At 49.6% G+C, this 15,807-nt stretch carries 9 protein-coding genes, 1 tRNA gene and 1 other RNA gene; 3 read left to right on the forward strand and 8 right to left on the reverse strand.

Features of this window, described 5'->3' with window-relative positions; genetic code table 11:
- Position 1: 1 nt before the first annotated feature.
- The 6 genes from K9N57_16055 to K9N57_16080 form a co-directional block, all read right to left on the reverse strand.
- Positions 2–1,147: an acyl-CoA dehydrogenase gene (locus tag K9N57_16055; GenBank protein MCF7805700.1), complete on the reverse strand. Its 1,146-nt coding sequence runs from the start codon at positions 1,145–1,147 to the stop codon at positions 2–4.
- A gap of 1,444 nt (positions 1,148–2,591) precedes the next feature.
- Positions 2,592–3,587, reverse strand: a complete 996-nt coding sequence (locus tag K9N57_16060; protein MCF7805701.1) for a ketoacyl-ACP synthase III — start codon at positions 3,585–3,587, stop codon at positions 2,592–2,594.
- Positions 3,588–3,979: 392 nt separating this feature from the next.
- Positions 3,980–5,779 (reverse strand): single-stranded-DNA-specific exonuclease RecJ, encoded by a 1,800-nt coding sequence (recJ, locus tag K9N57_16065; GenBank protein ID MCF7805702.1) that lies wholly within the window; start codon positions 5,777–5,779, stop codon positions 3,980–3,982.
- A 296-nt stretch (positions 5,780–6,075) separates the two neighbouring features.
- Positions 6,076–6,518, reverse strand: an RNA gene (gene rnpB / locus K9N57_16070) — RNase P RNA component class A.
- Positions 6,519–6,536: 18 nt separating this feature from the next.
- Positions 6,537–7,262, reverse strand: coding sequence for a hypothetical protein (locus K9N57_16075; protein MCF7805703.1), 726 nt, complete (start codon positions 7,260–7,262; stop codon positions 6,537–6,539).
- A gap of 449 nt (positions 7,263–7,711) precedes the next feature.
- Positions 7,712–7,785, reverse strand: a tRNA-Val gene (locus K9N57_16080).
- A gap of 954 nt (positions 7,786–8,739) precedes the next feature.
- Between K9N57_16080 and K9N57_16085 the strand changes: the two genes are divergently transcribed.
- From K9N57_16085 to K9N57_16095, 3 genes are all read left to right on the forward strand, one after another.
- A complete protein-coding gene (locus K9N57_16085; protein ID MCF7805704.1) occupies positions 8,740–9,747 on the forward strand; it encodes a hydroxyacid dehydrogenase in 1,008 nt (335 codons plus the stop codon).
- Between the two features lie 1,800 nt (positions 9,748–11,547).
- On the forward strand, positions 11,548–12,045 hold the full coding sequence (locus K9N57_16090; protein MCF7805705.1) for an SLBB domain-containing protein: 498 nt from the start codon (positions 11,548–11,550) through the stop codon (positions 12,043–12,045).
- A 161-nt stretch (positions 12,046–12,206) separates the two neighbouring features.
- Entirely contained in the window at positions 12,207–12,905 is a 699-nt protein-coding gene (locus tag K9N57_16095) for a hypothetical protein (protein ID MCF7805706.1), read from the forward strand.
- A 2,189-nt stretch (positions 12,906–15,094) separates the two neighbouring features.
- Here the strand turns inward: K9N57_16095 and K9N57_16100 are convergent.
- Both K9N57_16100 and K9N57_16105 read right to left on the reverse strand, forming a co-directional pair.
- Positions 15,095–15,274: a hypothetical protein gene (locus K9N57_16100; protein MCF7805707.1), complete on the reverse strand. Its 180-nt coding sequence runs from the start codon at positions 15,272–15,274 to the stop codon at positions 15,095–15,097.
- Between the two features lie 261 nt (positions 15,275–15,535).
- Positions 15,536–15,807: hypothetical protein (locus K9N57_16105; protein ID MCF7805708.1), on the reverse strand; the 272-nt coding region annotated here is incomplete at its 5' end.

The following is a 15,807-nucleotide window of genomic DNA, read 5'->3' on the forward strand; positions in this document are numbered from 1 at the left end:
CCTATTCTTTTAAGACCTCACGCGCAATTATCAGTCGCTGAATTTCGGAGGTTCCCTCACCGATTTCCAGTACTTTTGCATCTCTGAAGTAGCGTTCCACCGGAAAATCTTTGATGTAGCCGTATCCGCCGTGTGTTTGCACCGCCTGATTCGTGGCCCAGGTTGCCAATTCCGAGGTGTAGAGTTTTGCCATGCCGGCTTCTAACTTAAAGTCCTTGCCCTCGTCTTTTAGCCGGGCGGCATTGTACGTTAAATGATGTGCCGCTTCGATTTTCATTCTCATGTCAGCCAGAGGAAAGCTCACCCCCTGAAACCGCTTAATCTTCTTTCCAAAGGCTTCCCGTTCGTTCACATATTTCCTGGAGGCCTCGAACGCCGCTTCCGCCAGGCCGAGTCCCATGGCCGCAATGCTGATGCGTCCGCCGTCCAGGGTCTCCATGAACTGGGCGTATCCGCGATTGATTTCACCGAGCAGATTTTCTTTGGGAATGCGCATATCCTCAAAATGGACCTGTCGCGTATCCGACGCCCGCCAGCCCATCTTTTTTTCCTTTTTTCCGATGACAAGTCCCGGCGTGCCGGCTTCCACAACAAAACAGGAAATCCCATCGCTTCCCTTCGCGTCCGGATCGGTCACGGCCGTAAAGACGATGACACCGGCCTCGCCGCCGTTGGTCATAAACATTTTGCCGCCGTTCACGACCCATTCGTCGCCGTCGGGTACAGCTGTGGTTTGCGTGCCGGAGGCATCGCTCCCGGCCTGGGGTTCGGTCAGACCGAATGCGCCCAACCATTCACCCGAGGTCATCTTTGGGAGATATTTTTGCTTTTGCTCATCAGTTCCGAACCGAAAGATGGGAAATGTTCCCAGTGATGTGTGTGCCGCCATGGTGATAGCGGTTGATGAGCAGGCTTTGGTAAGTTCTTCGATGGCCAGGGCGTAGGATATGGTGTCCATTCCGGCGCCGCCGTATTCCTCGGGATACGGGATGCCCATCAATCCGAGTTCGCCCATCTGCTCCACTAATTCCGTGGGAAAGCGCTCGGTCTGATCCAGTTCGGCGGCTATCGGTTCCACCTCGTTCTGTGCGAAATCCCGGACCATATCGCGGATCATCTTGTGCTGTTCGTTGAAATAACCGGACATATTACCCTTTGATAGTATTGTAAAACATTATTATAACCACGATTGGCCAATATAAACGCGGGTGTGGATCGTTGCAAGATTTTTTGGGAGAATCGGAGAGCGTCGAATATTAGCCAAGGTGGGCCTCATTCTTGCTATTGAATCTCTCCGCGGCAGACCACAGGGTATTACCAAGCAATCGTGGAGTTGTAAAGGTAAGGAGCTGAAGCCCCTGAAAGGTTTGATGAGGGCTTCGTTTCCCCCGTCCCGTCCGGACGGGATGGGGCTATTCAATTATTAGACTCCATGTTTCCCAATACACATATGTTCAGTATTTGACCGTCAGGGATGCTGTGAGCGATCAGTGACGGAATGAGTGGCCTCAAGAAGGGGAATCACACCCTCCGCGGATGGCCGCTTTTCGCGCCATTCGCGGTCATTTCCTTTGGACTTGGAGTACTTGGAGTATTTACCGCCAATGACGCTGGGAGCGGTCAGTGGCGTGCAAGTCCCCCTCCGCTAATGGTCACTTTTCGTGTCGCCGGTGGTGAATTCGGAGATTCCACTTTTTGTCCGTTTCCATATACCAGAAACTTGAGGCAAAATCCTTGGAATGAAGTCCGGGCAGGATAAAAAAATCCTCTTATGATTGAACATGAATAGTCCAAAGTGGCAACTCGGGGAATTGAATGATATCTTTTCAACCCCGTTCGGGGTTGTGGGCATTCAGGTAACTTCTTCGGCCCACCGGCTCCGCCGGTGGCTATTTATGTTGAAGCCCTTTGGGCGTCCTTTCTTTTTTTCTGTCCTTTCCTCTTCCTCCCCGAAAACGCGTCGGGATTTGCAACTTCGGAAGTGGAAGGGGAATAGGTTCTTTGCCTGGTTTTGGATTCACGTCTCTCCCTCTTTTTTGAAGAGAAGGAGAACAAGAGGGTGAGTTGTATTCCAGTAAGAAGAACAAGTCCTTTCGACTGAGTCCGGCAGCCGCCGGACGAACGTCCCGGAAGGGACTCCTCTCGGAGGAGGAATCTCGAAAAGGAACCTCCGAAGGGTGGACGACCAGATCCTTCCCCGTAGGGATCCCTCCGGGACGGCTCTCCCGCCAGTGCGGGATCGCTCAGGATGACTGGTATTATTCTCATGAGTAAAATGGTGAGTCATTCCGAGCGAACGAAGTGAGTCGAGGAATCTGATGAGGTATTCTCCGGAGGATAGAAAACGACATCCCTCCCCGTAGGGATCCCGTTGGGACAGCTGCTCCGATATATTGGAGCAGCCGAGGGATGACTGTAAATACTCATTTTTGAGTTGTTGATTATGGTGGTATCACCACTGTCGGGAAATGATTCGCCTTTGAATGGGATTCAAAGGCTTGCATATCAAATCAATCCTCGCAATGTTTGTGACGGCGAATATTACGAGACGGATAACCTATTCGTTTACCTCACCGACCAGTCGATATAATTCACCAACGCATCAGTGCGGCAGCCCAGGTGAATCCGCTGCCGAAGGCGGCCAGGCTGACCAGATCTCCCTTGGAAATACGGCCTTCCTCCACCGCTTCGTGCAATGCTATCGGTATGGAGGCCGCCGTTGTGTTACCATATTTATGGATGTTGCTCATATACTGGTCTTCGCTCAGATTCAGCCGCTTGGCAATGGCTTCGGTGATCCGGAAGTTCGCCTGGTGGGGTACCACCATGTCCAGATCTTCTTCGGTATAGCCGTTCGCCTCCAGGCTCTCCCGGATGACTTCCGGAAACCGGGTGATAGCGTGTTTAAAAACCTGCCGTCCATTCATCTTGGGGAACACCATGCCTTGGTCGATCATCTCTTTGGAAATCCACGGTTTCTGAAGCGTAGTCGGCGCCTCGACCCAGAGTTCGTCGGCATATTTTCCGTCAGCATGAAGGTGGGTGGACAGGATGCCCTTGTCCTCGGCTTCAGTCCCGCGAATCACAGCTGCCCCGGCACCATCGCCGAAGAGGACGGCTACGTCGCGGCCCTCGGTGGAGAGGTTCAGTCCCACGGAATGCACCTCGGCGCCTATTAGTAACACGGTTTCGTGGGTGCCGGATTTCACGTATTGATCGGCAACCGACAGCCCATAAATAAACCCCGAGCACTGGTTTCGGACGTCCAACGCCCCAACGCCGCGGAGACCGAGTTTCCGGCCGAGATAAACGCCAGATCCCGGGAAGTAGTGTTCCGGACTCAGCGTGGCGAAGATGATTAATTCCACGTCATCTATGGTACAACCGGCGTTCTCGAGCGCTTGATTGGTCGCATGGACGGCCAAATCCGCCGGCCCGGTGCCGGGTTCAACAAATCGGCGCTCCTGGATACCGCTTCGCTCCCGGATCCACTCATCACTGGTATCCATCATCTGTTCAAGATCTTTATTCGTCACAACCCGCTCAGGGACATACATACCAGTACCTGCAATATAACTTCGTCTCATGATGCCTCCCGGTTTCATGTTATTTCAAATGAACGAATAGCACGTTGTCCCCGACAAGTCGGAGAACGTCCCGGAAGGGACACCTTCCGGAGCAGAAACGGCAAGATAATCGCTGATCAAAATATGTAGGTGGTTCTAATAGCATTGCATCCTATCCCTAAAGACAAAAAGCTAGTTTTTTTGTGCAGATACTCTGTATTGCAACCGGACGATCTACGAAAATCTGCAGAATCTGCGTCATCTGTCTGCTATTAAAATATTTGGGTTTAAAAAATAGGTCAATCTTCGGTTGAGATGACAATATAGATGCAAATGAACCAAGATTCGAGAATTTTCTCCGCAGCGCACGGCAAGTTGTTTCCCAGAGATGGGTATGGTGCTCTGACTACGGCCTAGTCTGTAAGCGGCGATGCAACTTCATTCTCTTTGGAAAGAATAATATCCCGGACGTTGAGCTGGATAAATTCCCGGCCGTTCCAGCGGTTTTTTTCCACGACGAAGGCCAGATCGATGGGCTCGTTTTTGATGAGAAGCTCGTAATATTCACCCATCTGGAAGGCGATGGCGTCCAGCATGGTCCGGCCCTGTTTGACCTTGAACTTCAGGTGGTTCTCCCCCACTATCCGCGGCAGTCCGGCCACCGAGAGGTTTCTGGCGCCGAAGACCGGCCGCATATTCTTCGGCCCATACGGACCCAGCCGCTGCAGCATCTGCATCATCTGGGAGCCGACGTCTGTGAACCGGATATCCGTTTCCAGCGTGAGCCCCGGTACCAGCATGTCGTCGGTGATTTCTCTTGCTGCAATCCTCTGAAATTGCTCTTCGAACTGCTCCAGGTTTTCGGTTTCGATGGAGAGTCCGGCCGCCATAGCGTGACCGCCGTACCCGATGAAATGGTCGGCGCACTCGGTGAATGCATCGTACAGGTCAAAACCGGAGATGCTCCGGGCGGAGCCTTTGCCGACACCGTTATCCAGCGAAATGATGACGATGGGCAGGTGGTATTTTTCCTTTAGCTTGGAGGCGACAATCCCGATAACGCCCTGGTGCCAGTCTTCCTCCCAGAGAACGAGGGACCGCACTTCGCCGGAGGAGAGCTTCGGGTATTTGGACTGGACCAGGTAGATTGCCGAATCGTAGGTGCTGCGTTCGATCTCCCGGCGTGCCGTGTTCTCCTGGTCCAGTATCTTTGCCAGCGATTTCGCCTCGCGCCGGTTCTCCGTAGTGAGCAGATCCACGGCGCGGGTGGCGCTGCCGAGCCGACCGACCGCGTTAATCCGTGGCGCGATCTGGAAGACGATATTTCCGACGTTCAGGTCGGCGCCCTCCTGGAGCTTTTTCTCCAGCCCGCTGACCTTGATAAGCGCCCGGAGTCCGGGTTTATTGGATTTTGGTAATTGTTGGATTCCGGCGTGGACCAGCATCCGGTTCTCGCCGGTAACCGGAACCATATCCGCCGCAGTGGCCAGCGCGACCAAATCGAGGTGCGTAAAGAGTCGTTCTTCGCTCCAGTCTCCATCGTTGGGACCGGCGCCCCCGGAAAATGCTCTGCACATGGCCTGCGCGTATTTGAATGCCACCCCGCAGCCACAAAGACCGGTGAACGGGTATTCGCAATCGATGCGGTTCGGATTTAATATGGCCGCAGCGTCCGGCAAGGACTCCGGCGGCCGGTGATGATCGGTGATAATAATCGGGATTCCGAGCTCGTTGGCGTAATCCACTTCCTCGAATGCGTTGATGGCGCAATCACAGGTAATGATCAGGCTGGCCCCGATATCTCTGGCATATTCGATGCCTTGTTTTGAGAGGCCGTATCCCTCGGATTCCCGGTCCGGAATATAGTAATCCACATCGACGAGATTATCCCGAAAGAACCAAGTGAGCAGCGCAGTCCCCGAGGTCCCGTCCACGTCGTAATCGCCGAAGATAAGGAGCTTTTCGCCGCTGCTTATGACATCGGCAACCTTTTCGATGGCTTTCTCCATGCCCGCGAGCATATACGGATCCCAGAGATGGTCGAAGCTGGGGTTGAAAAAGGTATCGGCTTTTTCTTTGGAATCGAGGTTCCGGTTCAGCAGAATACTGGCAACCGGAGGGATGACACCAATATTATCGGCATAGGAGCGGACGGTTTCCTGATTCTTCGCCTGCCCGAACTCCCTGTATTTCCACAGTTTCTTTTTGCGCATACAATCCTGAAAGGTTTGAGTGACAAATTAGGTGTAAAATGATAGGGCAGGTTTGGTCAAGGATCAAGAGATATGATTTATTACCGAATAAAATAGCACGCAGATTGAATGGAATTAGGACCGCCTTTGAATGAGATTCAAAGGCTACATGGATTAGCCTCGCAATCTTATTGCGAGGAAGAAATGCATTTTACAGCTCTAAGGCGGCTCAATATGAATAGCCCCGGGCTTTAGCCCGGGGATAATGGAAAAATAACATAAAAAAACCCCGCAGGGGATCCTGCGGGGCGATTGGTATTGACAATTGATCTGTAAGCCGAATTCTGTCCTCCGGCGGTAGCCGAATGGATAGTCATTTATCTGCGGTCGGGATGGCTCCCGGCCTGATGCAATCTACCTGGAGAGTCCCGACGAGTCGGGATCGGCGGGAAACCGCGATTCTCTCCAACTTGATCTTACTCCGGATGGGGTTTGCCCGGCCTCCGGCATCGCTGTCGGAGCGGTGCGCCCTTACCGCACCATTTCACCCTTCCCCGATAATGTGCTATTTGCCGAATCATAGATTCGGATAGCACTAATCGGGGGGTATCGTTTCTGCGGCACTTTCCGTCCTAAAGGGACCTCGATGTTATCGAGCATCCTTCCCTGCGGAGTTCGGACTTTCCTCCCCGATAGAATACTTTAGTCCAAATCAGAGATTTGGTGAAATTCAAATCGGGGCGACTATCCGATCAATTGTCAAAAAACATGGTAATATTTATTCGTCTTTGCCTTCGTCCTGTTCTTCCGGCCAGTAGAGAAACCGGCCACAGATCTCACACGGCATCATGCGATCTTTGGTCCGGATTTCCACCAAATTCTGTGGCGGAATCCGCTGCAGACAGCCTCCGCATGATCCCCGGACCACCGGGACCACAGCCAGACCATTCCGCGCATTCCGAATGCGGTCGTAACGGGAAAGTTTCGAACGGGGGATATCTTTGACGATCCCTTCCCGCTCTTTTTCGAGTTTTTCCTGTTCCTCTTCCGTTTTCTTGATGGTCTTTTCCAGGTCGGATTCCCGCTTTTCCAGGTCTTCCGCTAATTCCTCGACCTGGTTCTCTTCCATGGCGATGGCTTCCTCCAGCTGCTCCTTTTCATCGGAGAGTTCCACCAGTTGCATCTCTGCTTCATCCACGGATTTTTTAAACTGTTCAATTTCGGAGGTGAGTGCATCATACTCCTTGTTGGTGGTCACCAGATAGAGCTGATCCTGCTTCTCCTCCACTTTCTCCGATTTGTCATCAATGGTAGCCTGATGTTTGCGTTCCTCCTTCTTGATCTCTTCGAGGCGGCCCTTGTCCTCTTCCAGCTGCGCTTCATGCTTCCGAAGCGCCTGGCGGGTCTCCCGTACTTTCTCAGGGAGGTCCCCCTTCAGTTCCTCGATCCGCATTAATTCCTTGTCAACCTGCTGTAACTCGATGAGTTTTTCCAACTCGCTCACTGATCATTCCTCCGTCTATTTCCCTTGTTTCTCATTGGGTCGGTTCCTGATATTTTTCGGCTCCAAACAAAAAAAAATGCATCGAATAATCGATGCATTTTCAAAATTTAGCAGTGTGTTGATATGTCCAACGTTCGGTCCGCCCGGGATTCTGTTTTCCGGCGTTGCTCGTTTTGCCTCCGTTTGGTAATCCGCAGTCGGGAAAAACGACGTATCCGGTTTGGGTAAACCATTTACGTGCTGCTCGCGGCTTTTTTGTTAATAATCAACACTCCTCTGTTCCAAAAATTTTCTACCTCAACTGCTTTTCTCGTGGGCGATACTGGATTTCCCCGAAGGGATCCCGCCGGGAGAACCAGTGACCTTCTCGACAGGTCGGGACACTCTAACCAGCGCCCGTCCAGTAAGAAAGGACAAAATTCCCACTTCATAGCTTGTCAATTAGCGTGTGGGCGATACTGGATTTGAACCAGTGACCTCTGCCATGTGAGGGCAGCACTCTAACCAGCTGAGCTAATCGCCCAAGTCACCCCATCCTTCATTTCTCAAAAAGCATTTATGAATTTAGACGTCACTTGAGCGAACTGCAAGGGGAAATTGTTAACTAATTTACAATGGGTTTGATGTACCGCGCCGGTAGAAAACAACCTCAATCATTACAAGATAGGTCAGAGTTGAATAACACTTGGGTCAAAAGAAGACAAATAATAATTCATCTCTAAGTTTCGAGCAGACTTTTTTCAATGCACTTTGTACAAAAGTGTGGAAAATTATATTTGCTCTTTCCGAGATATTGCACAAAGAGCTGGTCTAAAATATTAATATTACATATTCGTACTCCCTTTTTGTCTTGATACAAAAAGGGGAAAAATCAAGGCGGTCAAGTCTATTTCTGTCATGCCAACGGCTTCCTCGGGCGGGAATCAAAACTCCCTTCTGTCAAACAGTTGATTCCCGCTTCTCCTCAGGGCGCCGGGCATGAAGACGAAATAGACTTGAAGGCCATTTACATAACCTTAATTATTCATAAACTCGTGGACTTGTGATAAAAAATATCGTGTTTAGTTGTTCAGAATCAACGATTTGTAGAGACACGCCATGGCGTGTCTCTACCCCAGAATATTTTGGTAGCGGAGTACTGCCAATTCATACCATACATCCGGCCATTACTTCAATGCACAATTCCGAAGATCTTTTTATGAATAATACAGGATAAGTAAAAGGAAATTTAAAGCACCCCAAACCTTTGCTCCCGGCCTTGAAAACTAGATTGCCCCGTCGCTCGGTGAGCGGTTTCAAACCAGTTTTCTCCGCCGGATTTTTTAGCACTTTTTAAAAAATGCAGAGAAAAGGAAAATTCACCGATATTGGAATTCGCTCAAAAATGGTGACTTAAGTATTTCAATACTGCACAGTTATAACGATACAAAAACAAGCACATCTGGATTCTCCCGGAAAATTAAACTATTTTTTAATTATGAAATACGACGCCGCATTTTTCGAGGTTTTTGCAGAGGAGGAGCGCCTGCTCAGGGAATATCTTCCGGAGGGGTACTCTTGGTACTTTACCGATGACACCATCCAGGACGACGGCATCGACGAGTTGCCCTCGGCGGTTATTTCTACCAGGACGCAGTCGAAATTTCCCAAGGATTGGTTGCAGGATCTTGAGGCCATATTTACACGGTCCACCGGGTATGATCATGTAACTCCGCTGTTGGAGAAATACAGTCACCTCGATTCCGGGCATCTCCCGAAATATGCCGCGCGGGCGGTGGCGGAACAGATATTGATGTTGGCGCTGATGCTGTTCCGGAGGGTCGATCTGCAGCGGGAATCAATGCAAACTTTCGCCAGAGATGGTCTCACCGGCCGGGAACTCACCGGGAAAACGCTGACCATTATCGGTGTCGGAAATATCGGCGGGGAGCTGGCCAACATCGGATACGGTCTCGGGATGAACCTTATCGGCGTGGATATAGTCCCACGGGGTGAGATGATTGCAAAGTATCTACTTGAGTATCAAAATTTAATCCCTGCCATCCAATCGGCTGATATCATCTCCTGCTGTCTCCCGCTGACTGAGCAGACCCAGGGCATGCTTGATTATGACGCGCTCTGCAACGCGCCAGCATCTGCGCTCTACATTAACGCCGCCCGGGGGGAAATTACCCCGCCGGCAGATCTTGTTCGATTACTCCGGGAGGAACGACTTGCCGGGGCGGCTCTTGACGTGTATGATGAAGAGGGAACGTTAGGCAGCGTCCTCCGGGGAAATACATCTTTGGAAGCCATAGAAGATAATGCGGTCAGCGATAGTGTGGAGGCCACGCTGAAACTGATGGAGCATCCCCGGGTCATTGCGACTCCTCACAACGCCTTCAATACTGCGGAGTCGACGAACCGCAAGGCGAAACAGACCGCGGAAAATATCGGCCACTATCTCAGCGAGGGCAGATTTTTGACGCCGGTGCCGAGGGAGTGAATTTGATCTTTGAATGTGAAATAATGACGGTGTTTTTGGCGGTTAGTTAGGTTATACCATCCTTTAGAGTGTTTCCATAACTCATTAATCTTTCAAAATTTCTTTCCACTTTTGTCTTGAAACAAAAGTGGCAAAAATTCAATGCGGCCACGTCTATTTCTGTCATGCCAACGGCTTCCTCGGGCGGGAATCAAAACTCCCTACGGTCAAACAGTTGATTCCCGCTTGTCCTCAGGGCGCCGGGCATGAAGACGAAATAGACGTGGAGGCCATTTACACAACAACCATAAGTAAAAGGATATTTTAAGCACCCCAAACCTTTGTTATCGGCCTTGAAAACTGGTTTGTTCCACCGCTCGGTGAGCGGAAGTGAGTGAGAACCAGCTGTCTAACCGGAGGGAGTTCTGGTTCTCACCTGCAGCGAACCGTTAGCGGTTTCAAACCAGTTTTCGCAGCCGGATTTTTTGGCACTTTTTTCTAAAAAAAGTGCAATAATTAAACGATTCTATTAGGAAGCACACAAAATTGTGTTTCCTAACTCCACCTCCGGACTGGGGGGACGTCTACTATTAAGTTGAACACCTAGGCTCCCACTTCTTGCCACTTTTTGCTTGACCACTTGCGTGGAATACATGGATACTAAAAAGTGGCAAAAAGTCAAGGCGGTCCCATCTCTTTCTGCCCCATCGGGATCCCTTCCGGGACGATGCCAACGGCTACCTCGGGGCAACTCAGAACTCCCTCCGGTCAGACAGCTGAGTTGCCCTGTTCTCGGTACGTCGGGCATTGATACGAAAGAGTTATGGAGGCCATTTGAACAAGCACACGTATTTTTGGTAAAAATCCGTTAGGGCTTGCGACCTTAGGGCCTTATTCCGCCCTCGATCCTTTCCCGACAATCCTCACCACTTGGCATTCCAAAAGGGTAGGCTAATAAAAGTTATCTTTCAAAACGTTTTTTTCGCCTAATATGTCAATTTAGACAACATAATCTTCGGCATTATACGAATTCATTATTTCCCTTTTGTCTTGATACAAAAGGGAAGAAAAAATCAAGGCGACGCTCTTTATTTTGACCGTTTCAAAATTCGCTCCGGGCCAGAACCAGAACTCGGTCGCTTCGCTCCCTCAGACAGCTGATTCTGGCCTTTCTACGCTCATCGAATCGGTGCCCAAAATAAAGAGCGAGGCCGAAAAATAACTTCGTTTCTATGAATATAAAAGACCTTCTATATATCCGGCGGAACCGCTCATCGGCCTTGTCCGGAAGAGATCCCGTCTACCATTAAGTTGAGTACCTAGGCTCCCACTTCTTGCCACTTTTTGCTTGACCGATAGCGTGGACCATATGGACAGTGAAAAGTGGGAAAAAGTCAAGGCCCCGATAACTTACTACCAACGGAATTAAAAATTCCGGGTAGTAAGAATCGGGGTAAACTGACAAATCAATTTCGGTATTGGCTGAAATGCCCTCCGGGCTCAAACCAGAAACTCCCTTCGGTCAGACACCTGATTTGAGCAGTCCTCCGGCCAGCGGCCAATTGAGCGCAATTGATTTTTAGGCCATATAACATTAAAAAGGTAAAAAAGAATTTTGTTAGTAAATCCCCAGAGGGTTTTTTCGGAAATTTGGTTTCTATGCATAAGAGATTGACAGTAGAGGTATTTAAACTACAGAAACAATATACGTTCTATTATTAATTTAGGTCAGATTGTCGGAAAGAATCTGTTGGAATTATTTTGCCGAATCGTTAACCTTTTGCGATTGCGGATATGTCAACCCAAGTATTGGAATCACTTATGCGAAATATTGTGAAATATTCTTTCCTGTTTATTCTCGGCATTTTTCTAAGCGGCAGCCTGCTTGCCCAGAACCAGTCCGGTGAACAGCCGGCTTCCCGGTACCTCCTGCCAGGTGAACAGAGTCAGATCCAGATGCAGGTGAACATCTGGGGCGAGGTCCAGAAGCCCGGTATCTACAAGGTGCCCAGCGAAATCAATCTCATTGCCTTACTTTCAAGTGCCGGTGGACCGACCGATTACGCAAAACTGAGGGAAGTCCGGATCGTGAGAGCGTTCTCCGATGATGCGGAGCAGGAAGTTATTCACGTGGATTTGGAAAAGTACCTGGACAATGCGGACATATCCGGCTTACCGGAATTGTATCCGGGGGACACCATTTTTATCCCTGGGAATTTCAGAAAATACTTTTCAACGACACTCGGTATAACCAGTGCAATTACCGGTATAGCGTCCTCACTCGCGCTGATAGTTGAGCGGCTTTCACGGATACAATAAAGAAAGTAGGAGAAGGGAAATGGGTAAGAAAGAAATGTTGGTGGTTTGTAGTTAGTGGGGCCTTGTTCAATTTTTCGTTCTTTTGATTTTTTACCTTCCGAACTTTTTTATTCTCAATAAAAATGTTTAATAGGTTCACCATATCGTTCCTTGTTTCAGTCATGGGACTAATGCTAGCGGCCTGCGTGACCGACATCGAGGATCCGGAACCGCCGGAGCCGCCGGAGTGGGTGTATCCTGCCGTTCTTGGTGAGTTTCCCAGAGAAGGTGTGCGGCCGGTCGCCGGGGAGGATGCGCTGCTTCTGGAGTGGCAACCAAGCCAGGAAGCCGATATTGCCGGGTACCAGATTTACCGGGCGGATAGTTCGCTGGACGTTTTCGAAATTGTCGGAACGGTCGAGGAAAAACAGGGCAACCTCGCCACGGAATTTCAGGACACCACGGTTCCGATTGATACGCTGGTCTACTATTATTTACGGGCAATCGACGATTCCGATAATAAGAGCGATCCTTCCGATACTCTGAAATTTGTGCTTCTGCAAAAATCGGGTTTATCTCAATTTAAAGAGCCACCCGATCAAAAACCTGTTCTGGAGTGGAATATCTCTCCGCCGGAATCCAACGCCGGCTTTTACCTGGTGGAACTCGCCGATGATTCTAAAAATACCTTAACGGTCAGCCCAGTGATACCACGGACCAGTTATGCCCGCCAAGCCATGGACTCCTGGACTGTTCCGGATTCGCTGGAACCCGGAGCGCAGTATTTCTGGAGGGTGTATGCTTCAGGTCTGCTGGACGAGGAGGACCGGCCGCATGCCATGAGTCTTTCCGGGTGGAGGACGTTTACGGTCCGGGAATAGATCGGAAGCACCGCCGGGGATTTTGAGTGGGGAGAGCTTTGAAATTATTAAACAACACACCTCACCCTCGGTCCCTTCCCGACGGCTCTGGACAGGCTCCTCAGCAAGAAGAGGGATGTCCGACCTTCACTACCTTCCAACCGAACACCGCAACATCTTGTCATCCTACTTTTATCTTGACATAAAAGTAGGCAAAAGGTCAAGGCTGACAAATCAATTTCGGTATTGGCGGCACTGCCCTCCAGGGCAGAATCAGAACTCAGTTGCTCCGCTCCTTCAGACAGCTGATTCTGCCTGGCTTCCGGCCAGTGGCCAATAGAGCGAAATTAATTTGAAGGCCAATTGAACAACAAGAATCTATCTCAAAGTTTCGGTTATTAAAATCTCCAAAGAATATTTTTTCGGAAATTCAGTGTCTGAGTGCGGGGCTCTGACGGCGGAAAAAGTTGAATTACGGAAACAACACACCTCACCCTCGGTCCCTCTCCTCAACAAGGAGAGGGAAGAACAACAAGCGGAATAATTCTCACCGTTTTTCATTGGCACTTTCACCGTAGGGATCTCGTTGGAATTTCTAAAAATATGCCTTGAAAAAATATCATTCAACCCCATTGGGGTTGGAATCTTATCTTACTAATGATCCCCGTCCCGTCCGGACGGGACGGGGCTAATCATGTTCAAGCCCTCCGGGCTTGTTAAAAACCGAGATTTCTCCACTCCTTTCGGTCGGTCGGAATGACAATTGATGAGAGGGTAGTATATTTTGTCATCTCGACTAAGGAGCCGTCAGGCGACGCACGGAGAGATCTCGTCGTTGGTGCTTTTATTGTTTTGAAAAGCGAGATTTCTCCTCCGGAAGGAGTCCCTCCCGGGGCACTCCCTTCGGTCGGTCGGAATGACAATTGATGGGAGGGTAGTATATTTTGTCATCTCGACTAAGGAGCCGTCAGGCGACGCACGGAGAGATCTCGGTGTTGGTGTTCTCGGCTGCTGAGTGCACAGAAGAAAAACCGAGATTCCTCCTCCGGCAGGAGTCCCTGGTGGGACACGCGTCCACACACCGGACTTGGTCGGAATGACACCTTATTGAACAACCCCTCTCCATCCCTGACCCTTTCTCTTCAGAAGAGGAAGAGAACAAAAGGCCACTACTTAATAGGAGTGAGTTATTTTGAACAGCGAGATTTCTCCATTTCGGTCCGACCGAGTCGGACCTACAGTCGAAATGACAATGGGTTATTTTACCAACACAACTCCATCCCCTGTCCCCTTCCTCTTCGGAAGAGGAAGGGGTACGCACCATCAAATATCCAAGTCTTCTTTTCCCCTCTCTTGGAAGAGAGGGGAATAAAAGGGGTGAGTTGTGTTGAAAGAAGGTTGAGAGTTGGACAACTCATTCAACCCCGTTGGGGTTGCGTTTTGGTCTGGGGGATCCGTACCCCACCGGTTATCACCGGTGGCTATTCATATTTGAGCCCTTCGGGCTCGACATCTACACGCGCCTCAAGCCGCGACTAACAACTGGTTATTTCTTTTTCCTTATACCTTATTCCCCTATACCCTTATATCTTTTTTACTTTTCACGATTAGCGCCCCTCATAGAGATCCCTGGTGGGACAAGTGTTCCAGGCAAGCCCACAAAAGCGCCGTCTTCCGACTCACGAATTTTGAACTATAACACAATAACACGGTAACTCTTTAGCACTGACGTAAGTTAATCACCGGTTGAGTAATTGATCATACTCCTGATGGGAACCAACCCACACCCAGATAAAATCGGAATCATCCTTTATCGCAAGCGCACGGTAATTTCGGCCTACTCTTGCTGACCAAACATCACCGATCTTTTTAAAATGCAGTGACGGGTGGTATGGGTTGTCTTTAACCTAAATTAAGTGATTTTATGCGGCGATCTGCACCAATCTGTTGAGCGCTAAGGCTCCGTGAAATCCTCGACAGACCCTCCGGGTATGCCTCCGGTTTCACAAAACCCTTTTCATCTCAACATCTTGGCACATCTCATCCACAACAACCGCTCAATTTAGGTTTGATTAACTAAAATTTTTCCTTGCCGTCTTTTGGATGGTTTCTGGTAAATCTTCAAAACAATCCCAAAACCGTTGCGTCGCCTTATCCCGCCGTTGCGGGATTCCGCCCCAACACAGAAATGGGACTCCATGCCTCTATAATCATGATAAATTTTTAATGGCTTCCTCTTTCAGAAATTCTAAACGACCTTTCTCAGCATCGTCCCGGATTTCTTCGTCCCATTTTTCCCAATCGCGTTCTATGATCCAGTCACGCAATTGCGAAAATTCATCAACAGATAGTGATTCAATTTCCACCAGGACCTGTTCCAGTTTTGTCATGATTTCCTCCCCATAAAAATATCTCCAGCCTTTTTCCAATATTGTATAGGCGATTTGCGGAAATTGCAACTCAAATCATCTGCTCATAATGGGTTCCCGGCCGCGATCAATCGCGGCTCTACGTGGTGCTATCTATCCCAGTATTGGTTTTATTTACCGTTCCTTCAAACAGTCGGGTCTGCCTAGCCTCCGTTCACCATCGTGGTGCCTAAAATTAACAGCCCCAAAGGGATCCCTTCCCGACGGCTCGGGACAGGCTCCTCAAGAAGGACAGGGAGGAATAAAGAACGTAAACCCAAAGGATACCTCAGGTCGTTGATCGGCCTTGCCATTCGGTTTGTCAAAACGGCTGCCGAACTGCCGTACAGCAGAACCCACTGTTTGACCGGAGGGAGTTTGGGTTCTGATAGGCAGTGAGGTGTAGGCGTTTCCAACCGAATGGCCCAGCCGGATTTTTGGTACTTTTTCTAAAAAAGTACACAGAATAGAGAAAAGAGGATATATTTGTAGTTTTTTAAAAACACGATGTTCGT

Source organism: Candidatus Neomarinimicrobiota bacterium, assembly GCA_021734025.1.
GTDB lineage: Bacteria > Fidelibacterota > JAANXI01 > JAANXI01 > JAANXI01 > JAANXI01.

What these genes read in the sequence shown, in the direction of transcription:
- K9N57_16095 (MCF7805706.1), top strand. Translation starts at nt 12,207, where the DNA reads ATGGGACTAATGCTAGCGGCCTGCGTGACCGACATCGAGGATCCGGAA.
- K9N57_16060 (MCF7805701.1), bottom strand. Translation starts at nt 3,587, where the DNA reads ATGAGACGAAGTTATATTGCAGGTACTGGTATGTATGTCCCTGAGCGG.
- recJ (MCF7805702.1), bottom strand. Translation starts at nt 5,779, where the DNA reads ATGCGCAAAAAGAAACTGTGGAAATACAGGGAGTTCGGGCAGGCGAAG.
- K9N57_16090 (MCF7805705.1), top strand. Translation starts at nt 11,548, where the DNA reads ATGCGAAATATTGTGAAATATTCTTTCCTGTTTATTCTCGGCATTTTT.
- K9N57_16055 (MCF7805700.1), bottom strand. Translation starts at nt 1,147, where the DNA reads ATGTCCGGTTATTTCAACGAACAGCACAAGATGATCCGCGATATGGTC.
- K9N57_16100 (MCF7805707.1), bottom strand. Translation starts at nt 15,274, where the DNA reads ATGACAAAACTGGAACAGGTCCTGGTGGAAATTGAATCACTATCTGTT.
- K9N57_16085 (MCF7805704.1), top strand. Translation starts at nt 8,740, where the DNA reads ATGAAATACGACGCCGCATTTTTCGAGGTTTTTGCAGAGGAGGAGCGC.